Source organism: Bacillus sp. VA15, from assembly GCF_055721145.1.
In genome coordinates, this window is sequence record NZ_JBVQPQ010000002.1 from 539,227 (window position 1) to 559,917 (window position 20,691).

At 41.9% G+C, this 20,691-nt stretch carries 16 protein-coding genes; 3 read left to right on the forward strand and 13 right to left on the reverse strand.

The genetic code is table 11. From position 1 onward, the window contains the following. Positions 1-3 precede the first annotated feature (3 nt). Both kinA and AC0DBE_RS07655 read right to left on the reverse strand, forming a co-directional pair. On the reverse strand, positions 4-1,824 hold the full coding sequence (gene kinA, locus AC0DBE_RS07650; protein ID WP_061187370.1) for a sporulation histidine kinase KinA: 1,821 nt from the start codon (positions 1,822-1,824) through the stop codon (positions 4-6). Positions 1,825-1,988: 164 nt separating this feature from the next. Beyond that, positions 1,989-4,103 (reverse strand): peptidoglycan D,D-transpeptidase FtsI family protein, encoded by a 2,115-nt coding sequence (locus AC0DBE_RS07655; protein ID WP_061187369.1) that lies wholly within the window; start codon positions 4,101-4,103, stop codon positions 1,989-1,991. 337 nt (positions 4,104-4,440) lie between these two features. On the opposite strand from AC0DBE_RS07655, the gene AC0DBE_RS07660 reads away from it, so the two are divergent. Continuing rightward, positions 4,441-5,211, forward strand: a complete 771-nt coding sequence (locus tag AC0DBE_RS07660; protein ID WP_079288743.1) for a CAP domain-containing protein — start codon at positions 4,441-4,443, stop codon at positions 5,209-5,211. Between the two features lie 39 nt (positions 5,212-5,250). Here AC0DBE_RS07660 and AC0DBE_RS07665 read toward each other — a convergent pair whose 3' ends face one another. Continuing rightward, positions 5,251-6,117, reverse strand: a complete 867-nt coding sequence (locus tag AC0DBE_RS07665; RefSeq protein WP_014113608.1) for an NAD(P)-dependent oxidoreductase — start codon at positions 6,115-6,117, stop codon at positions 5,251-5,253. Positions 6,118-6,267: 150 nt separating this feature from the next. Further along, positions 6,268-8,235 carry a methyl-accepting chemotaxis protein McpC gene (gene mcpC / locus AC0DBE_RS07670; protein WP_090557603.1) on the reverse strand — a complete coding sequence of 656 codons (1,968 nt, stop codon included), beginning with the start codon at positions 8,233-8,235 and terminating at the stop codon, positions 6,268-6,270. A 134-nt stretch (positions 8,236-8,369) separates the two neighbouring features. Here mcpC and AC0DBE_RS07675 point away from each other — a divergent pair, with 134 nt between their 5' ends. Beyond that, entirely contained in the window at positions 8,370-9,050 is a 681-nt protein-coding gene (locus AC0DBE_RS07675) for a GNAT family N-acetyltransferase (RefSeq protein ID WP_072182868.1), read from the forward strand. A gap of 14 nt (positions 9,051-9,064) precedes the next feature. Here the strand turns inward: AC0DBE_RS07675 and splB are convergent, their stop codons facing one another. The 8 genes from splB to papB form a co-directional block, all read right to left on the reverse strand. Further along, positions 9,065-10,093 (reverse strand): spore photoproduct lyase, encoded by a 1,029-nt coding sequence (gene splB, locus AC0DBE_RS07680; RefSeq protein ID WP_014113605.1) that lies wholly within the window; start codon positions 10,091-10,093, stop codon positions 9,065-9,067. Between the two features lie 77 nt (positions 10,094-10,170). Continuing rightward, positions 10,171-10,410, reverse strand: a complete 240-nt coding sequence (gene splA, locus AC0DBE_RS07685) for a splAB operon transcriptional regulator SplA (RefSeq protein WP_072182867.1) — start codon at positions 10,408-10,410, stop codon at positions 10,171-10,173. A 90-nt stretch (positions 10,411-10,500) separates the two neighbouring features. Further along, positions 10,501-12,213, reverse strand: coding sequence for a phosphoenolpyruvate--protein phosphotransferase (ptsP, locus tag AC0DBE_RS07690; protein WP_144482504.1), 1,713 nt, complete (start codon positions 12,211-12,213; stop codon positions 10,501-10,503). After that, the gene (locus tag AC0DBE_RS07695) at positions 12,213-12,479 is read right to left on the reverse strand and encodes a phosphocarrier protein HPr (RefSeq protein ID WP_010334034.1); all 267 of its coding nucleotides are present in this window, start codon (positions 12,477-12,479) and stop codon (positions 12,213-12,215) included. Before AC0DBE_RS07695 ends, ptsP begins: the two co-directional genes overlap by 1 nt. Positions 12,480-12,577: 98 nt before the next feature. Continuing rightward, positions 12,578-14,677 carry a PTS glucose transporter subunit IIABC gene (gene ptsG / locus AC0DBE_RS07700; RefSeq protein WP_061187367.1) on the reverse strand — a complete coding sequence of 700 codons (2,100 nt, stop codon included), beginning with the start codon at positions 14,675-14,677 and terminating at the stop codon, positions 12,578-12,580. 229 nt (positions 14,678-14,906) lie between these two features. Beyond that, the gene (gene glcT / locus AC0DBE_RS07705; RefSeq protein ID WP_242733366.1) at positions 14,907-15,773 is read right to left on the reverse strand and encodes a glucose PTS transporter transcription antiterminator GlcT; all 867 of its coding nucleotides are present in this window, start codon (positions 15,771-15,773) and stop codon (positions 14,907-14,909) included. 62 nt (positions 15,774-15,835) lie between these two features. After that, complete coding sequence (locus tag AC0DBE_RS07710) at positions 15,836-16,801, reverse strand: LacI family DNA-binding transcriptional regulator (protein ID WP_472961668.1); 966 nt, start codon at positions 16,799-16,801, stop codon at positions 15,836-15,838. 281 nt (positions 16,802-17,082) lie between these two features. Beyond that, positions 17,083-18,177 (reverse strand): di/tri-peptidase, encoded by a 1,095-nt coding sequence (gene papB, locus AC0DBE_RS07715; protein ID WP_242733367.1) that lies wholly within the window; start codon positions 18,175-18,177, stop codon positions 17,083-17,085. A gap of 164 nt (positions 18,178-18,341) precedes the next feature. Here papB and AC0DBE_RS07720 point away from each other — a divergent pair, with 164 nt between their 5' ends. Beyond that, positions 18,342-18,545 (forward strand): hypothetical protein, encoded by a 204-nt coding sequence (locus AC0DBE_RS07720; RefSeq protein WP_014113599.1) that lies wholly within the window; start codon positions 18,342-18,344, stop codon positions 18,543-18,545. Positions 18,546-18,582: 37 nt separating this feature from the next. Here AC0DBE_RS07720 and pfeT read toward each other — a convergent pair whose 3' ends face one another. Beyond that, positions 18,583-20,496, reverse strand: a complete 1,914-nt coding sequence (gene pfeT, locus AC0DBE_RS07725) for a metal-transporting ATPase PfeT (protein ID WP_472961671.1) — start codon at positions 20,494-20,496, stop codon at positions 18,583-18,585. Between the last annotated feature and the right edge of the window lie 195 nt (positions 20,497-20,691).

Consider the following 20,691-nt stretch of genomic DNA (forward strand, 5'->3'; position numbering starts at 1 on the left):
GTTTTATTTTTTCGGAAATGAAATTTTAAATGCTGTGCCTTTTTCCGGCTGGCTGTCAACGTGGATGACTCCCTGATGATTTTCGATAATATTAAATGTCACCATCAGTCCAAGCCCCGTGCCTTTTTCTTTTGTCGTTAAAAATGGTTCTCCAATCCGGTTCAGCACCTTTTCAGGTATGCCTTCCCCTTCATCTTTGACAGTGACATGAACAGAATGCTCATCCTCAGTTATGATAATGTCTACTGTTCCCCCGTCAGGCATTGATTCAACTGCATTTTTAATTAAATTAATGAATACCTGCTTTAATTGGTTTTGATCCCCGTTTATATAAATGCTGTCATTTTCATAGCTTGTTCTGATAAAAATACCATTTAAATTTGCCTGTGTTTCTAACAGGGCCGAGACCTCACCAATTAATTTTTTCAAGTTCAAATATTCTTTAACGGCATTTTGCTGGGGTTTCGCCAGCATAAGCAGTTCACTGAGTATTAGTTCGATACGGCTGAGTTCAGAAAAGACAATATCAAAGTAATGTTCATTTCCTTCCATCGTCGGTTTCATCAGCTGCAAAAATCCTTTGATCGCCGTCAGCGGGTTGCGGATTTCATGGGCGATTCCTGCCGCGAGCTGCCCTGCGATTGATAATTTTTCCGATTTCAGCATCAATTCTTCTGTTTGTTTTCTCTCAGAAATGTCCCGAAGAATGACTTGGACAGCAGCTTCTCCAAAAAAGGTCGTCGGAATGCAGACCATCTCCGTATAGATGACCCTGTTCTGGAAGGTGAACCATGATTGCTTGACAATTTCTGATTGTGTTTTTTGCTCGGCGATGTTTTGGATTCTTTCTTTTACATCCTCATGATCGCAAGGATGCAGCTGATCAAATATGTTTTTGCCAATTAAATCTTCATAGGTAGCCGCTTCAAACAGGGATATTCCCGACTCATTCATAAACACCCATTTTCCATTATGAATCACCGCAATAGTATCGATTGAATTTTGAATCAGCAGCTGATATCGTTCACGGCTTTTTTGCAGGATGGTTTGGAATTTTTTCCTTGAAGAGATGTCGATCAGCAGCAGCAGCTCAGCCTGCTGTTTTTTGTAGACGGTCGGGGACGCTTTCACTTCTAAATGAACAGGTGTGCCATCAAGCCTTTTCCACGTCTGTTCAATCATTCCAACTTCCATTCCTTTTTGCATTCGTATAATCCTGTTTTTCACGATATCATGATATTCTTCTTCAATAAATTCATAGGACCATTTGCCAATAATAGCATCCTTGCTTTTCGCTCCCAGCATTGAAAGCATCGCACTGTTTACATAGACGATCTTGCCTTTGACACTGATGCATAGCGGACTCGGAAGATTTTCAACTAACCGTTCATAATCATCCGTTATATATGTAGTCGATTCCGGGCTTGCAGGCTCGATTTCATGTTTTTCGAAGTTTAGGGATTGATGGCCTGTTTCTTCTTCAAGAACCTTCATTTTCAGAATGATTTCCCGTTCTGTCCGCTCAGCTCTTGTCGTAACGATTTCTACCGCAGCCTCCACCCACACAATCGTATGATCTTTTTTAATAAAACGAAAGGTGCATGGCATCAGATGATGTTCATTATAAAAATAGCTTTCAACTAAAAATTGGTCTTCCTCATGCAAAAACGTTTTGAGGAATGATCCGATCATCTCTCCTTGGAGATAGCCTAAATGCAGTTTAGAGTTGGCAGATATATAAATGATGCGTCCATTAGAGGCCAAGACTGCATGAATATCGGTTTTTGTTTGAAATGGTTTAACATGCTGCGTATCCTGTTCCACAGAATCCCTCCTTTGCATGATCATCGTATTTCGACATATACAGATTGACTTTTACCTAGTATGATTCGCTAGAAAATGAGTATTCTCCTTCTATTCTTATGGTGAACGTCAATTTTTGAATAAAAGAAAGGGCACACAACCTTTCAGTTGTGCACCCTGTTTTTTTATTTTTTACTGTGTTTCTTTTCGAGCTCTGCGTAAGCATGTATAGCTCTTTTGGCAATAATTTTATTGATCTTATCATCATCATCTACTGATGGAACAACAACACTAAAAGCCACTTTTGGATTTTTCGACGGGTAATAACCGACAAAAGTAAGGTTGTATGTGCTTTTCCCCCACCAATTACGATTCGTGCCGTAGTAAAATGTTTCCGCTGTTCCCGTTTTTCCTGATACGTCTTCTGTAAACGTATTTTTAGCTGTCCCTGAAGAAGTGACTAATTTCATACCTGTTTGCACTTGCTTCAAATCACTCTCTGAATTGTTGATCTTATTTAGCACTTTAGGTTTTCTATGTTCAATCGCCTTACCAAGCTGGTCTTTTTTTCCTGGCTTATGAATACTTGTGACGATTCTAGGCTGCACACGATAGCCTCCATTGGCGATTACTGAGATGTACTGGGCCATTTGAAGCGGTGTGTATGTATCGTATTGACCGATTGCCAAGTCTAAAATTAATCCCCCTACAGTTTCAGGTGTGGTTTGCATACCAGCTGATTCCTGAGGCAGGTCAATACCTGTCTTTACCCCTAGGCCAAACTGGCTGTAATAGTTTCTCATTTTCAGTAAATCCTTCTGATCAGCCGGAAGAGACCCATGCGGCTTGTATGTTACACCCGCAATATGCATGGCAACATTAAACATATATACGTTAGAACTTTTTTGCAGAGCGGTTAATTCATTGATCGTTCCCATATTGGTATAAGATTTTTTTATGAGATTTGTTCCTAAATACATTGGAGCATCGAGAAAATATTTATAGTGCGGAATTCCGTCCTGATAACCGGCAAGCACTGTGGCACCCTTTACTGCTGAACCCATTTCATATTGGGTTGTAAATGCCCCTATCGCATAATCTTGAATTTTGTTTGTTTCTAAATCTATCTTTTTTCCTGCCATGGACAAAATATCGCCGTTATTCGGGTCCATCATCACGACAAAGGCTCTGTCAAGCATATAGTTTCCGCGTGCACGGCTGTTTCTCACTTCTTCTTCAATGATCTTTTCCACTTCTGCCTGAAGCTCCATGTCAAAAGAAAGCTGAAGATCGTATCCCCTGCTGCCTTTATCAATGGTTTTTTGGCTGACGACATTCCCTTTATTGTCTTCTACGTATTGCACTTTTTCCTTTTGGGAATTTAAATAGTCTTCATATTGATACTCTATATAACTTTTCCCCACTCTGTCATTATTCGCATAGCCTCTTGTTAAGTAGAAATCTTTCCGGTCGCTCAGCAGGCCTTGATCAGGTGTCGTGACGCCGCCGAAAACAGAATAGAGGGTTTTGTCATAAGGATATTTTCGTGTCCAATCGTTTACAATGTCGATTCCCGGAAGCTCTTCTAAATGCTCAGAAACAATTGAAATTTCATCATATGTTAAATCATTTTTTGGTCGTTGCGTGGAACTTTTCTTCTCGTCAAGCAATGTTCCGTTTTTTCCATTGCTGTTGCTTTCATTTGGATTCATCGCTTTTACGATTTGAGGTTCGTAAGCATTTCCGCTTGAAAACCTTGTATATATCGCAGCGATTTCCATTTCTTCGTCATCTCGCTGAATCGCCTTCAATTCTTGATCCGGTACACGCTCAATTTGAAGCTTGTAAGCCTGGGCCCCTTTCAGATTGCTTTCAGATGCCTTGAGCAGAGCGGCGGCTTTTTTCGGATGAGATGCGAGCCAGTAATCACGCAAATCTCTTTCCTTCAAAAATTCGGTATCAATATGAATTAAAGCAGCAAGCCGCTTCGCTGTTTTGATTTTGTCTTCTGTTTTTGTGCTCGATGTTGAAACATACACAATTTCAGGCACGCTCTGGTTATCGACAGCCACTTTCTGGTTTCTGTCGTACATCTTCCCTCGAGGCGCCGGATAGTACGCTGTTTTTGCATTTGCTTTCTCAGCGTTTTCTTCATGCTGTTCACCTTCAACAATTTGAACAACGCCAAGCTTAAAGATTAATGCAGTGAATAGAACAAAGACAGCAAGGAAAAAAAGGTTCATTCTGATTGCCCTGTTTCCTTTGCTTTTTTTCTTTGGTTCACGTCCTATTTCAGTCACTTCTGGTTACCCCTCTCAAATCATTCAATATATTTACATATACTGAGATTAATTGTAACACCTTTGTAACAGTTGTTACAGCAAAAAAGGATAAAAAAAGCTGTCAATATAAAAACACATTAAAATATAACTAACGATTCAAATAAAAGGAAGCTATGTAACTGTACGATAATATCATGAAATACAGCTGATTCCCTTCACCTCAGCGGTTTAGCGCATATTGGTTACGAAAATGACAATCTCTCTTTGTCAAAGGAAAGTGATGGATACTTTATGACAAAAAAGCTATGTTATGATTTTTTTGTAGAAACAAACAACTCTAGGAGGTTATGAACTAATGAAGAAAGCATTTATTTTATCTGCTGCCGCTGCGGTTGGATTATTCACATTCGGGGGCGTACAGCAAGCATCAGCGAAAGAACTCTCCTGCCAGCATGTGGTAACAGTAAAAACAGGGAATACAGTACAAAACATGTCTCTTAACGATGTAGTGAAAAAGCTGCATATTAACACAAATATTAAAACATTAAATACTGCAAACGAAAAAGAGATCAAGCAGCTTCTTAAAAAACATGCGAAGCAATCTAACATGAACATTCAGGATGTTCAAAAGACAGAAACTGCAAAACCTGCGCAAAAAACTACAGAAAAAGCAGCTGCTGAAAAAAACACTGCTTCTAAAGCACCTGCAGCTGAAAAAACAAACACAACAACATCTGCACCTTCATCTGTAAGTGCATATGAGAAAAAAGTTGTTGAGCTTACAAATGCAGAAAGACAAAAACAAGGCTTAAAACCGCTTCAAATTGATGAAACGTTAAGCAAATCTGCACGCGCAAAATCTCAGGATATGAAAGACAAGAACTACTTTGATCACCAAAGCCCGACTTACGGCTCACCGTTTGACATGATGAAATCTTTCGGAATCAGCTACAAAACAGCAGGTGAAAACATTGCTAAAGGCCAAAAAACACCAGAAGAAGTAGTAAAAGCTTGGATGAACAGTGAAGGACACAGAAAAAACATTCTAAACCCTAACTTTACTCACATCGGTGTAGGCTACGTTGAGTCTGGAAGCATCTGGACACAGCAATTCATCGGAAAATAATAAAAAAAAGATTGCCTGTTTCTTACAGGCAATCTTTTTTTATTTCACCCAGAGCTTATATATACTCTGTGTTCCGCTGTTTTCTTCGCCTTGTGCAGCGAGCTTGTCATATAAGGATTTTGCAAGCGACAAGCCTGGCATTTCTTCTCCCATTAATTCCGCTTCCTCTAGCGCAATTCCCATATCTTTAATAAAATGTTTCACATAAAAACCTGGTTCAAAGTTGCCTTGCAGCATACGGGGAGCAAGATTTGATAATGACCAGCTTCCGGCTGCGCCCGTTGTGATGCTTTTCAGGACATTTTCCGGCTGCAGGCCTGATTTTTGAGCATATGCCATCGCTTCAGCAACACCGATCATACCAGCTGCGATTGCAATCTGATTACACATCTTGGTATGCTGGCCGCTTCCAGCCTGTCCTTGATACTGAATGTTTTCTCCCATTAAAGAGAAAATCGGCATGCAGGCTTCAAATGCTTCTTTTTCTCCTCCAACCATAATTGCGAGTGTTCCGTTTTGCGCGCCGATATCTCCGCCGGAAACAGGGGCATCTAAAGCGAACAATGATTTTTCTTTAGCCGCTTCAGCAATCTTCTTAGCAAGTGAAGGTTTAGATGTCGTCATATCAATGAGATATGCGCCTTCTTTTGCGTTTTCAATAATTCCGTTGCTTCCGAAATACACTTCTTCAACATCACTGGGATAGCCGACCATTGTAATGATAACGTCCGCTTCTTTTGAAAGATCTTTGACCGTTTCTTTCCATACCGCGCCTTTTTGCAGTATGCTGTCTGCTTTTTCTTTTGTCCGGGTGTACACTAAAACAGGATGTCCGTCATTGAGAATATGTGACGCCATGCTTTTTCCCATCACTCCAAGGCCGATAAAACCAATTGTTTTCTTCAAGGTCATTCCTCCCAGATGTTTCGTTTTGATTTTAGTTAAAATTTATCATTTTTCCTTCATTTTCTAGACTACCATATCTATTCATCATATAGTATACTCTTAAAATAAAAAAATCCCCAAAACAAATCATGTTTTGGGAATGTAATTGGATTACAATGTGAATTTCGCAATTGTGTTCATAAGCTCTTGGCTTGCATGTTTTAACGTCTCCGTTGAGTGTTTGACTTTATCAAGAGTGATCAGCTGTTCATCGGTTGATGCGTTCACTTCCTCTGCTGCGGCAGCCGATTCCTGTGATATGGCTGAAATGCTTTGAATGGCTTCAGAAATCGCGAGCTGTTCTTCACTCATTCTTTGAATTTCTTCGTAAATGTGATCAATGCCTTGTACCAGCGATTGCATTTCCGCGGTTATCGTGTTTAATACCTCTCCTGTCTCATGAATGGCACTGTTTTGTTCATCATTCATTCTGCTTGCCTCAACCATGGCGTGAGAGGCCTCTTTTGTCTCAAGCTGGATAAGCTTCACAGTCTCGCTGATATGCTTTGTAGAAAGGGCTGATTGCTCAGCAAGCTTCCGCACTTCATCGGCTACGACGGCAAAGCCGCGTCCGCTTTCTCCGGCTCTGGCTGCCTCAATGCTGGCATTTAAGGCAAGCAAGTTGGTTTGATCAGAAATATTCGAAATCGCTGTAACGACTTCTTCAATATTCTTTGTTTGATTTTCCAAATCAAGCAGCATCGTTTCAACCTTTTTCGTTTCCATGTTGGCTTCGTTTGACTTCATCAGCAGCTGGCCGAGCGCGTCAAGTCCTTTATAGCTTGCATCCTCAGACGATTTTGACCGTTCTTTAATTCCGCCTGCCTCCTCAGCAATTTGCCTGATTTTCGTTGACAGGCTTTCTGATTTTTCGTTAATGGTCTCGACTTCAGAAGCCTGTTCTGATGCCCCAGCGGCTACTTCTTCAATCGCTTTTGCAATTTGTCCGCTTGTTTCATTTGTTTCCGCAGAGACAGCCGTTAATTGCTCAGAGGTATCAGATACTTTCCCTGAAGAGAGTCTCACTTGCTCAACCATTTCCTTCATATTTTCAACCATCTGATTAAAGTCTTTTGTTAAAATACCGACTTCATCCTTGGATTTTGATTCTGCGTGCACTGTTAAATCGCCCGCGGAAACTGCCTTCGTTTTTGCGATCAGCTGCTGTATCGGACCGGTTATCGTTTTGGCCAGAAAGTAGCTGAGAATAATTGTTATGATAAGCGCAATCAGTGATATCCAAAGATTCGCCCGATTCATTTTATCTGAAATCCACATTAATTTATCGGTATCAAATTGCGTTCCGACTTTCCAGCCCGTTTCCCCAATCGTTTGGTACACAACCATTTTCCCATTTTCATCTTGTATCCCTTTTTTCTCAGATGCAATGGTTTTCAGTGTTTGATCCTTTGATATATTTTTTCCTTGGTTTGACGGGTGTGCTAAAAGATTGCCGCTGGCATCAGCTAAAAAGGCAAACCCATTGTAAGGCACCTTTTGCTTATTGACCATACTCTGGATAGCAGAGAGTTTCAAGTCGTAGCTGGCAACCCCGATCACTTTTTGCCCGTCAAGGATCGCTTTCGATGCAGTGACAATCATATCTCCCGTCACGACATCTTTATAAGGTTGCGTCCAAACGACTTGACCCGGGGTTTCAGCTGCAAGCTTATACCATGGTCTTGTTGTTGGATCATAATCATCGGCAAAATCGGCTTTCGGGTATGTAAACATTTCTTTTTTTGCGGTGCCAACATAAGCCATCGCAACATAATCATCGTTATCTTTGATTTGTTTAATGTCATCGTTAAATAGCCGAGAAGCTTCTTTACTTGGTTTTGTTACAAATGTATGAGTTAATTCCCCATTAGCCAATCTTGATAACGAAATGGCATAACTCTTTAATTGCAATTCAATATTTTGTTCAAGTGACTGTGTCACGTTTTGAGTTGTATTTTTCCCATCCTCTGTAATCATCGGTTTTAGCGTCAAATAAGAAGACAGCATTAAAAGAACAACTGTGACGATTAACATGATTGAAACAAAAACAGCAATCTTCATGTGAAGTTTTTTAAACAAACCAATCCCCTCCTAATTTCTATATCGGCCCCTTCGTTTGAAAAATGAATAATCAAAAAATAAATTATATGAAAAACGGAATATATTTACTGAAAATTCAATCTTCGTTATAATGAAACAATATAAGGAGGGTGATGATCATACTAAAACAAATGTATGTGCACAACGGCAGAAAATTTGAGACCCTGACCATCAGAAACTATACTGAAACTGACGTAAAGGGGCTGATTTCTCTTCAAAGAGAATGTTTCCCTCCTCCGTTCCCACAGGAATTGCTATGGTCGGAGGAACAGCTTGACAGCCATATCAAAACCTTTCCGGAAGGCGCTTTATGCGCGCTGGTCAATGGCAGAATTGTCGGTTCTATGACTGCCCTTATCATACATTTTGAGCCTGAATCTCCTGACCATACATGGGTGCAGGCAACAGATAACGGATCTATTAAAAATCATGATCCTCACGGAAATACTTTATATGTAGTAGATATTTCTGTTTCTCCTCATTATCGAAAGCTTGGAATCGGAAAATGGCTGATGAATACGATGTATGAGCTGACTGTTGACAAGCGGCTGGAGCGCCTGCTCGGCGGCGGACGCATTCCTTTTTATCATAAATACTCACACGAGATCAGCGCTGTTCAATACGTTGAAGATGTAATGGAGGGCAAGAAAAAAGACCCTGTGCTGTCCTTTCTTCTCCATTGCGGCCGTTCACCGATTCGAGTAGTCAGCAATTATTTAGACGATAAAGAATCATTGAATTTCGGCGTTTTAATGGAATGGAAAAATCCTTTTTATAAAAAAACGAGCTGTTGATCACAACAGCCCGTTTAAGTGAAATATTCAATTTTCGCGTTAGGGAAATAGGTATCAATATAGGATTCAAGCGTTTCCCGAAGTTCATGCTCTTCATCTTTCTGATAAATATACTTTCCGATCCCGTAACGGCCCCATTTATAACGACGCTTTTCCTCATCTAATTCGAGCTTCGTCTTCGGATAATTCTTCTCTATCACTCGTTTGGCCGGTTTTGTAAAACGGTGCTGAATTAATTCAAAAGTAATATCATGTCTAACGTCCTGCGGCAAAGCAGCATCAAGCTTTTCAAATAGATGTCTGTATCCTTCTTCCCAGCCTTCATGAATATAAATCGGCGCAACAATAAAGCCTAGCGGGTATCCTGCTTTTGCAACTTTTACTGCCGCTTCTATCCGCTTATCAAGAGGTGAGGTTCCCGGCTCAAAGTTCTTAATTACATAATCGGCATTAATACTGAATCTGAATCTCGTTTTCCCGTTATGCTTTGCATCTAATAGGTGATCGACATGATGGAATTTCGTTACAAATCTGAGCTTTCCGAGGTCACTTTGCCCAAAATGTTCAATGGCGCGCTTCAGCGTGTGTGTCAGATGATCGATTCCTACAATATCTGACGTGCATGAGGCCTCGAACCTTGTGAATTCTGGTGCGCGCTCCTTCATATACTTATCTGCCTGATCCAAAATCTCTTCGACGTTTACATAGGTTCTGATATACGGCTTTGATCCCATCGTTGTTTGCAGGTAGCAGTAATGGCAATGCCCCATGCAGCCTGTTGCAAACGGAATGGCATATTCAGCCGAAGGTTTAGAAGAATCAAACTTTAATGTTTTCCGGACACCGATGACTAAAGTTGACTTCGCGTTGCGATATTGCTGAAGATGGTTTTTTCCAGGAATATTACGAACTTGATTGTGGGATGTCGTTTCTCTGATTTCAATGCCCATTTTCTCAAATTTATCTTGTAATTCTTGGGCCAGCGGATATTCCAGCGCTCTCGGTTCAATATACACAAGCTGAGGAACAAATGGGTTCTGCATAATGCCACATCCTTTTCCTTTACTAACGTTACTTTTCTCTTAAGGCGGAAAGGATATGAGTTGTAATGATTTCCTTGTTACTCATACGGATCGATATCAAATAGTTCTTTGTAGAGTGATTTAGCTTCTTCATAGCTTGCAAATACAGCATCATCCTCTGCAAACGGATGAAAGGTTTCATAAATAAACAGTGAGAGCTCGCCTTCATGGTATGGGTGGTGCACAATTTCAGCTTCCTTTATATGGGCAACATTGGCGGCATGCGGATTTCTGTAGATCACGTAAACTGTATCTCCTGCGTTAAATTGGTTTGACATACTATCCCTCCTAGCCATGTTATTGTGCCCTTCTATACCTTTACTTATGAAAAAAACCAGACAGGCCGGAGGCCGTCTGGTTTTTAGACATTACTTGAATGTTTCTTTTACGAACGCGACAACTTCTTCTGTCGTGCTCATAGATAAAATTTTCTCTTTGAATGACTCAGCTTCTTGTTTAGACAATTTGCTGATTTGTGTTCTTGCCGGAAGGATTGAAGTTGCGCTCATTGAGAACTCATCTAAGCCTAAGCCAAGAAGGATCGGGATCGCAATCTCGTCTCCTGCCATTTCTCCGCACATGCCAACCCATTTTCCTTCTTTGTGTGCCGCTTCAATTACGAGTGTAATTAAACGAAGGATTGCTGGGTTGTATGGCTGATACAGGTAAGATACACGTTCATTCATACGGTCAGCTGCCATTGTGTATTGGATCAAATCGTTTGTTCCAATACTGAAGAAATCAACTTCTTTAGCAAACTGATCAGCGATGACTGCAGTTGATGGAATTTCAACCATCATACCGACTTCAATATCGTCAGATACAGCCTGTCCCGCTTTTACAAGCTTTTCTTTCTCTTCAAGAAGAATCGCTTTTGCTTCTTTGAATTCGTTAACTGTCGCAATCATAGGGAACATGATTTTCAGGTTTCCGTATGTACTTGCACGAAGCAGCGCGCGAAGCTGTGTTCTGAAGATTTCTTGCTCTTCAAGGCAAAGACGAATCGCTCTGTATCCCAAGAATGGGTTCATTTCTTTAGGAAGCTGCAGGTAAGGAAGCTCTTTGTCTCCGCCGATATCAAGTGTCCGCACGACAACTGATTTTCCTTCCATACGCTCAAGAACCGTTTTGTAAGCATCAAACTGCTCATCTTCTGTAGGCAGCTGATCTCTTCCCATGTAAAGGAATTCTGTACGGTAAAGACCAACTGCTTCTCCGCCGTTTTCAAGAACGCCTTTCACATCATCAGGAGTACCGATGTTAGCTGCAAGCTCTACATGATGTCCGTCTTTTGAGACAGTCGGTTCATTGACAAGCTTTGCCCACTCAGCTTTTTGAGCCAAATAAGCATTATGTTTTTCTTCATACTCTTTTACAGTTTCCGCAGATGGGTCGATAATGACATCGCCATTGATACCGTCAACGATAACAGTCACGCCGTTTTGGATCGTGCCTGTAGCCGCTTTCGTACCGACAACTGCCGGAATTTCAAGAGAACGCGCCATGATGGCAGAGTGAGATGTGCGTCCGCCGATATCAGTTGTGAATCCTTTTACGAACTCACGGTTTAATTGAGCTGTGTCAGACGGTGTTAAGTCTTCAGCTACAATAATAACCTCTTCTGAGATCATGCTTGGGTTCGGAATTTCGACGCCAAGCAGGTGGCCGGTTACGCGTTTTGTTACGTCGCGGATATCTGCCGCACGCTCTTTCATATATTCGTTGTCCATTGACTCAAACATAGTAACGAACATAGAAGACGTTTCTTTTAAAGCGAATTCAGCATTCACTGAATCAGTGCTGATTTTTTCTTTCACAGGGTTCAGAAGCTCAGGGTCACTGAGAACTAAAAGGTGAGCAGAAAAAATATCAGCTTTATCCTGACCCAGTTCTTTCAAAGCGTGCTCTTTGATTTTTTCGAGCTCTTCTTTAGAACGTGCAATCGCTTCTTCAAAACGGCTTACTTCCGCTTCAGAATCAGAGATGTTTTTCTTTTCAACCGTTAAATCTGGCTCTTCAAGCCGGTACGCTTTTGCAATCGCGATGCCGGCTGAAGCACCAATCCCTTTTAATTCTTGCATTACTCGCCGAGTCCTTCGCTTTTCATTGTTTCTTCTAAAGCGTTAAGAGCATCGTTTTCGTCAGCGCCAGCTGCAGAGATTGTGATTTCAGCGCCTTTAGCGATTCCAAGAGACATAACACCCATGATTGATTTAAGGTTTACAGTTTTGCCGTTATATTCTAAATTAACGTCAGCGTCGTATTTGCTTGCAGTTTGTACAAGAACTGTCGCAGGACGAGCGTGAATTCCAGAATCTGCAGTTACTTTGAATGTTTTTTGTGCCATTTTTATCATTCTCCTTTTAACTTAAAGCTTTATTACTTCACAATATTATATCATACAGCCGTACTTGTCATCTGACAAGCACAGCGTACTATATACCCTTATTTTTCAATCTTCACAATGTCTTCTTGCTCTCTGTTGACTGAGCCGCTTGCTTTAATGCTGACTGTTTCTCCCTCAGCAAGGTTCGTAAACACAATCGGTGTCATGAGAGACGGTACATTCGGTTTGACTGCGTCCAGATCAACTTCAAGAAGTTTTTGTCCAGGCTCAACGCGGTCTCCTTCTGATACGAAAGATGTAAATCCTTCGCCCTTCAGGCTGACAGTATCAATACCAAAGTGGATCAAAATTTCTCTTCCGCCGTCGGATTGCAGGCCGATCGCATGTTTCGTCGGGAACACATTTAGAATTTTTCCTCGAACCGGTGATACGACAATACCTTCAGAAGGGAGAATCGCAAAACCGTCACCCATCATTTTTCCTGAGAAGACTTGGTCAGGAACATCAGTAATCGGGTGAATTTCCCCAGCAATCGGAGAAACGAAAACTTCCTCGCCGATTTCATTTTGCAGCGGTTCTGCAATGACTTCCTCAACCTGCTGACCTACTTCCTCTTGAGCAGATGTTGTAGGTTCAGGTCTTGGCTTGCGTCCCGCAATGATGTCTTGCATTTGTGTTTTTAAACCGTCAGAACGCGGTCCGAAAATAGCTTGAATGTTGTTGCCGACTTCCAGCACCCCGGATGCACCGAGCTGTTTCAGACGGTCTTTATCAACCTTTTTCTGATCGTTTACAGTCACACGAAGACGAGTGATACAAGCATCAAGGTGTTTAATGTTTTCCTGGTCACCCATTGCCTGCAGGATCTCATAAGGAAGATCTCCTGCTTCACCAGTTTTCCCAGATGCTGCTGTTTCTTCCGTAGCATCCTCGCGTCCCGGTGTTTTCAGATTAAATTTGCGGATCGCAAATCGGAATCCGAAGTAGTAAATGACCGCAAGTCCCAAGCCGACAGGGATAACAAGCCACCATGCCGTCCGGTTCGGTAAAATACCGAATAGGAAGTAGTCAATTAAACCGCCGGAGAATGTCATACCAATCTTAACATTCAACAGCTGCATGACCATGAATGAAAGTCCCGCAAACACACAGTGAATCGCAAACAAGACAGGGGCAACGAATAGGAATGAGAATTCCAATGGCTCTGTGATCCCTGTTAAGAAGGATGTCAAGGCCGCTGAACCCATAATACCTGCAACGAGTTTTTTGTTTTGTGGTTTTGCTTCATGATAAATCGCAAGCGCCGCAGCAGGCAGACCGAACATCATAAATGGATATTTACCTGTCATGAACGTACCTGCTGTTAACTGTACGCCGTCTTTAATCTGCGCCATAAAGATACGCTGATCCCCGCGGATGATTTCCCCTGCTGCACTCTTATAGCTGAAGAATTCATACCAGAACGGCGAATAGAAAATGTGGTGCAAACCGAATGGAATAAGCGAACGTTCAATCACCCCGAAGATAAATGCAGCAAGGGTTGGATTCGCTTCCACTAATCCAGTTGAAAAGGCATTCAATCCATGCTGGATCGGAGGCCAGATCACTAACATAATAAGACCCAGAATCAGTGCAGAAATTGACGTCACAATTGGAACAAAACGTTTACCCGCAAAGAAACCAAGATATTGCGGCAGTTCAATTGTGTAAAATTTGTTGAACAATAATGCAGCTAACACACCGACGATAATACCGCCGAACACACCTGTCGCCAAGGTAGGTATACCAAGCATGTTTACATATGCAGGATGGTTTTCCGTGAAGAACTTGGCTCTTTCGATTGAATCGGAAGGAATGGTTCCGTTTGCAAGAAGAACCGCACTCATGGATACGTTCATCACCAGATAACCGATAATTGCTGCAATCCCTGCAACTCCATCACCGTTGGCAAGCCCGATGGCTACACCTACTGCGAATAGAAGCGGAAGGTTATCAAAAACAATCTGCCCAGCGCTTTCCATAACACCCGCTACGAGCTGAATATTGTCATTGCTCAAGAAATGCAGGACCTGAATCATGTCCTTATTTTGCATCGCATTCCCGATCGCAAGCAAAATCCCCGCAGCCGGAAGGATCGCAACTGGAAGCATAAGCGCACGCCCAATTTTTTGAAGAACGCCGAATAATGCTTTAAACATAAGAATTGACCTCCTCTTTTTACTAGTCTGACCTTACAGCTAAAAATCATGACAACGAATTCACAGGCGTAAGTCTTCCAGTTTAACCGTTTACATTTGCCCTTTTACACAACAAAAAGGGCATGAGCAAAATTGGGTGCGCAAAAGAACGAGAATGGACTTCCCGTTTTTTCCCCTCAATCACTCATGCCTGATCGGATCAGTAACACGTTATAAGGATAAACTGAATTTATGAAATTTTATTGGTTAATCGGTACAGATGAAGCGTCAGGTAAACCGCTTCCGCCTCATGAACTGGTTTCTTCAATGTTTGCTGCAAGATTTTAATCAATTTCCAAGCTGTATTGTAGCATAGCGGATATTCATTTTTCAATAACAACATTAATTTTTCTGGTTCTTTAGTCGGTTCTTCTTTTTTGATTCTTTCTATTGTAAATCTGATATGCCGGATCAGCCGCAAATAGTTGACACTTTCCTTGTTTACTTTCATTTGAAACGAGTCTTCAATCACCTCAACAAGCTGTGCCATCAGCTGCGAATGCTGATTGACCTCGGACAGCGGACGGTTTGTCAGAGCTGAATGGATATGCAGAGCAATAAAGCCGATCTCCCCTTCCGGAAGGTAGATTCCCGCTTTTTCATTGATCATATCTATGACTTCTTTGGCGATTTGGTATTCTTCAGGATAAAGTGACTGAGTCTCCATTAAAAATGGATTTTTCATATCAAAGCCCTGCTGCTGCCTTTTGATCGCAAATGCGATATGGTCTGTCAGTGCAATGTGAATATGTTCATTTAATGAGTGGTTTGTCCTATTACTAATGTGATAGATGACATCGTTTGAAATATCAACGAGCTTTTCATCAACATAGTCAAGGAGCTTTTTAAACTGCTTTTGTTCCTTCTCGTCCTTTAAAATGAACATTTTATCGTAACCTTTATCTTCAATGACATCATCTTGTTTTTTTCCGAAACCAATACCTTTTCCGATTAAAACGACTTCGCTGTATTTATGATGAGAAGCAATTAAGACGTTATTATTCAGTACCTTTTTCACTGTGAAGGACCCATTCACGATCCTCAGCTCCTTTGTCATTCAATACCTCATATCGTACATAACGAACGGAATGCACGTCAAACCTTTTTTCAACGCTTTCACTAAACAGTCGATCTTTCGATGAGACGGTAATCCAGAACCTTCCTTTCAATAGGCTGTCCCTGAATTCTTTTTTCCAGCATGGCAAACGCCTGCTTTCCCATTTCCTTTGTTTGAATATCGATCGTTGTGATACCAAGTGATTGGCTGATTTCATGGTTATCAACGCTTAAGATGGCAAGCTCATCCGGTACCGATACCCGCTGGGCCTTTGCTTCAAGTAAAAGCCCTGCTGAGACTTGATCATTGGCAACGAAAATAGCCGTCGGCTTTTCCTTCCACTTTTTCCACTTATGAAAAAGCGCTTTGCCATCATTAATTGTAATCGCTTTCTCAACCACCCAGTCTTCATGAAATGCCTCTCCGATCTCTTCCAATGCTTCTTTATAGGCTTTGATTCGAAAATGGCTGTTCATGCCTTTTTTTCTTGCCAAACAGATGGCTATTTTTTTATGCCCTTTGGCAATTAAATAGTCCAAGCCGTACCGGAATGCTTGTTGGTGAGGAATGCTGATGGTTGGAAAACGGCCGATATCTGAATTCTGGCAAAGCAATATTGGGCCTTCCCATTCCATGAGTTTCTCATCAGCAAGCGCCTTTGAGCAAAAAATTAACCCGTCAACCTGGCGCTGCTTTAATTGGGTTAGCGCAAAGATTTCTTTCTGTACATCATAATTTGTTTGGAATAAAGAGAGGTGAAACCCGGATTCCGTGGCTGCGTCGGCTATTCCTGCAATCAGCTCTGCAAAATAAGGCAGATTAATCGTCGGCAAGACAACGCCAATCATGTTTGAAAACCCTTTCGACAAATGCACGGCATGGATATTTCTCGTGTACTCCAATGCTTCCATTGCCTCAAGCACTCTATTTCTTTTGTCTTCACTGACATAAGGGTGATTGTTTATGACTCGGGAAACCGTTGTAACGGAGACACCGGCTTTTTCTGCAATGTCTTTAATATTAGCCATAGATTCCCTTCTTTCTAAATTCCCTTGATCTGGAATGCATTTCATACAATATGATATGAACATACCAGACATATTTTGTATTTTTAGCTGAAAGGAGAAGATCATATGGGTTTCTTCATTTTAATTGGATTATGTCTGACTGTTCTTGGCGGCAGCTGTCTTGCAGTAAAACCTCTCAACCAAAAACATGAAATTAAACCCTTTCGAACATTTGATGATTTTTTTATTTAATGCAGATAAAAAAGGACGATGTCGAGAACAAAGTCCTTTTTTATTTCCAGTTACGGCAGTATGATTAATTCCTTTGGATATTGGGTCAGAGCAACCGCTCCGTCCTTTGTTACATGAACGTCATCCTCAATGCGCACGCCGCCGATCTCAGGCACATAAATCCCCGGTTCGATCGTGTAGACCATGCCTTCCTGCAGCAGTGTATCGTTGGCTTGACTCATTGATGGGTACTCATGGACAGAAATCCCGAGTCCGTGTCCCAGCCGGTGAGGAAAATAATCTCCGTACCCCGCTTTTTCAATAATTCCGCGGGCAGTTAAATCCAGATCTCCAATTCTGACACCTGGTTTGCTTGCTTCAATCGCGGCTTTTTCCGCTTGAAGCACGGTCTCATAAATCTCCTCTTGCTTCGGATTGATGGTTTTGTATGCAAACGTTCTTGTAATATCAGAGCAATAGCCGTCAAGAATAACACCGAGATCAAATAAAACAAAATCACCTTTCTTCAACGTGGCTGTACCCGGATTTCCATGAGGCTGGCCTGATTTTTCTCCAAATAAAACCATTGTGGAGAAAGACATGCCCTGAATTCCTTTTTTCTTCAGCTCATACTCGATTTGAGCGAGCACTTCCACTTCACTGATGCCTTCACGCAAAGCAGCTGTGCCGACTTCAACACCGTAATCAGCAAGCTTTGCCGCCTCTTTCAGCAAACGAATTTCATTGTCATCTTTCATCAGGCGAAATTGATTGAGTGTTTCTTCTGCTGAAACAAATTGAGCCCCGCCCACTGAATGCTTCAGCTGTTCTGCGCGTGATAGTGAGATTGAATCCTTTTCTACCGCGAGTGTATGTATGCTGATATTTCGCTTTTTCAAGGCTTTCTCTATCAGCTCCCACGGATTTTCATGATCCGCATAACCAATGATTTCATGATTCCAGCCTGCGTTGCGGGCCTGGTTTGCTTCCATTCCAGGACAAACAAAGAAAGGCTCCTCTTCTTGGAAAATAAATAAACCCATTAATCTTTCATGCGGCTCTGTGTAAAAACCGGTTAAGTAAAAAACATTCTCTTTCGTATGAATAAATGCGGCAGTATGCCCCGCTTCCTTCAGCCATGAAGAGACGCGTTGTATTCTATTCACTTCTAGTTCCTCCCTGCCATTTGCAATGCTTTGTTCTGTCTTTCATTGTAACAGGTTTTACAGGTGTTTGCCTTCCGCGGCACCTTCGTTTTCGATCCATTTTATTTCCTGCCCCGCTTCCTGTATACTGACAGTAGAGTTCAAGCGTAGGGAGTTGTTCCGTTTTGCTGATGAATTTTTTCAGACGAAAAGCAGTTATGCTCTTAACGGTTTTGGGAATTTCCGCTCCTTTTATCGGTATGAAGATGGTCGATTTTTATTATTACAGCTCTATCATCGGCTGTGCAGCGGGGTGCCTATGCTGCATTCTCGCTCTCATCATGGTTACGAAAAGATCCGATAAAGACAAAAAAGAAGGAAAAGCTTGATACATAAAAAACCAGCAGCCCAATTGGACTGCTGATTTTATTTTAGGAGTCTTAACCCATTTAAGATCACCAAAATTGTACTTCCCTCATGACCGATCACGCCAAATGGCAATTCCATCACCTGCAAAAAGTTTGCACAAATCAGCAAGCAGATCACAGCTAGAGAAAACACGATATTTTGTTTGATAATCCTGTTCATTTTCCGTGACAAGCGGCACATGTTTACGAGCTTTTTCAAATCGTTTTTCATGAGTACCATATCAGCGGTCTCAAGAGCGACATCTGTTCCCCCGCCCATTGCAATGCCAACATCCGCCGCTTTAAGTGCCGGCGCATCATTGATTCCGTCACCGACCATTGCAATCGTTCCGAATTCTTCTTTTAACCGTTTGATTTCATTCACTTTTTGGTCAGGCAAGCATTCTGCAGCAACAGTTGTCATTCCGGCTTCCTTCGCTATCGCTTGAGCCGTGTCCTCATGATCCCCTGTCAGCATGGCCGTTTTAATGCCAAGTTGGTTCAATTCTTCCATGACCTCTTTTGCTTCGGGCCTGATTTGATCTTTCAGTGCGATACAGCCAGCTATTTGGTCATCCTTTTTCACAAATACAATCGTATGGCCGCTTTGAATGATATCTGATGCTGTTTGTTTTATAAATTGTGCTGCCATTTCCTCGCCGATAAAACCCGCCTTACCGATCTTCCATTTCGCGCCCGACACTTCTGCCATAACGCCAAACCCTGATGTTTCTTCTATAGATATGTAGCCGGACTGATTTACGCCTCGGCTTTCAGCGTACGTTGTTATTGCTTGAGCAAGCGGATGGCTTGATTGCGTTTCGATTGCATAGACGGCCTCAAGCACTTCCGCTTCACTTAATCCTTTTGCAATTCTAATCGTCTCAACGGCAGGCTGGCCTTTTGTTACAGTGCCCGTTTTATCAAAGGCGATCATTTGCACAGAGCCCAGCTGTTCAAGGAAGACGCTGCCCTTCACAAGCATACCGTTGCGGGCGCCATTTGAAATCAAGGACAAAGCTGCCGGCATAATAGAAGCGACAAGCGCACAAGGTGAAGCGACAACCATAAACACCATTGCGCGGTAGAAGGTTTCACTCCAGCTCCAGCCCAGCGCAAAGTGCGGCACGAATAACAAGAGTCCCACCGCGATCAGCACACCTTTTACATAAGCATTTTCAAATCGTTCAATGAAAGCTTGTGCGGGCGAAACACTGCTTTGCGCAGATTCAACCAGTTTGATAATTTTTCTGAATAACGAATCTTCATTTGCTTTCGTGACACGGACGGTCAAGGAGCCGTTGCGATTCACAGTTCCCGTAAATACAGCGTCACCGGTGTTTTTTTCTACAGGCATTGATTCACCTGTTAATGCTGACTCATCAATGCTTGTTGAGCCCGATTCAATGATACCGTCTGCCGCTACACGTTCTCCGGGTTTGATCACAATCATATCACCGGCCTGCAAGTCCGATACCGGTACTCTTTTGGTTTCACCACTGACCATCAGCGTTGCTTCTTCAGGCTCAAGCTGCATTAAAGATGTTAAATCTCTGCTGCTTTTATTCATCGTGTATGTTTCTAAAGCTCCGCTTAAGGAAAAAATAAATATTAAAATAGCACCCTCCGCCCAGTATCCGATCAAGGCGGAACCAATTGCAGCGAAAATCATTAAAAGTTCTACATTCAGCGTTTTGGATTCGAGCGTTTCTTCGATTCCTTCCTTTGCTTTAGCAAATCCGCCGATCACAAAAGCCAGCAAGTAAAGTGTTATTGATAATACTTGATGTCCGGCTAAGAGCCAGCCTGCCAAAATAAGAGCGCCTGACACGAGTGCTGCGATAAGCTCCGCATGCTGTGCCCAGTTTTTTTCTCTCTGCTCTGTTTTTAATGGCTCATGCGGATCGTGTTGAACGATAACTTGTTCATTCATATCAAATTCTCCTCTCTAATTGAGAACGTAAATCATCATCATTTCTCTTATAAAAACAAAATTGCCGCCCAAAAGGCAGCTTTATCGTCAGTTATTTCTTGATGTCTTCCTTTATTATAGCATGCGCAATGAGAATTTCAATTATAATTATTTTAATTTCTTCTTGATAATAATTATCATTAACATTCATCCAAT

What these genes read in the sequence shown, in the direction of transcription:
- AC0DBE_RS07695 (WP_010334034.1), bottom strand. Translation starts at nt 12,479, where the DNA reads ATGGCACAAAAAACATTCAAAGTAACTGCAGATTCTGGAATTCACGCT.
- pfeT (WP_472961671.1), bottom strand. Translation starts at nt 20,496, where the DNA reads ATGAATGAACAAGTTATCGTTCAACACGATCCGCATGAGCCATTAAAA.
- glcT (WP_242733366.1), bottom strand. Translation starts at nt 15,773, where the DNA reads ATGACAAAGGAGCTGAGGATCGTGAATGGGTCCTTCACAGTGAAAAAG.
- splB (WP_014113605.1), bottom strand. Translation starts at nt 10,093, where the DNA reads ATGCAGAACCCATTTGTTCCTCAGCTTGTGTATATTGAACCGAGAGCG.
- splA (WP_072182867.1), bottom strand. Translation starts at nt 10,410, where the DNA reads ATGTCAAACCAATTTAACGCAGGAGATACAGTTTACGTGATCTACAGA.
- ptsP (WP_144482504.1), bottom strand. Translation starts at nt 12,213, where the DNA reads ATGCAAGAATTAAAAGGGATTGGTGCTTCAGCCGGCATCGCGATTGCA.
- AC0DBE_RS07675 (WP_072182868.1), top strand. Translation starts at nt 8,370, where the DNA reads ATGATCATACTAAAACAAATGTATGTGCACAACGGCAGAAAATTTGAG.
- AC0DBE_RS07660 (WP_079288743.1), top strand. Translation starts at nt 4,441, where the DNA reads ATGAAGAAAGCATTTATTTTATCTGCTGCCGCTGCGGTTGGATTATTC.
- ptsG (WP_061187367.1), bottom strand. Translation starts at nt 14,677, where the DNA reads ATGTTTAAAGCATTATTCGGCGTTCTTCAAAAAATTGGGCGTGCGCTT.
- AC0DBE_RS07710 (WP_472961668.1), bottom strand. Translation starts at nt 16,801, where the DNA reads ATGGCTAATATTAAAGACATTGCAGAAAAAGCCGGTGTCTCCGTTACA.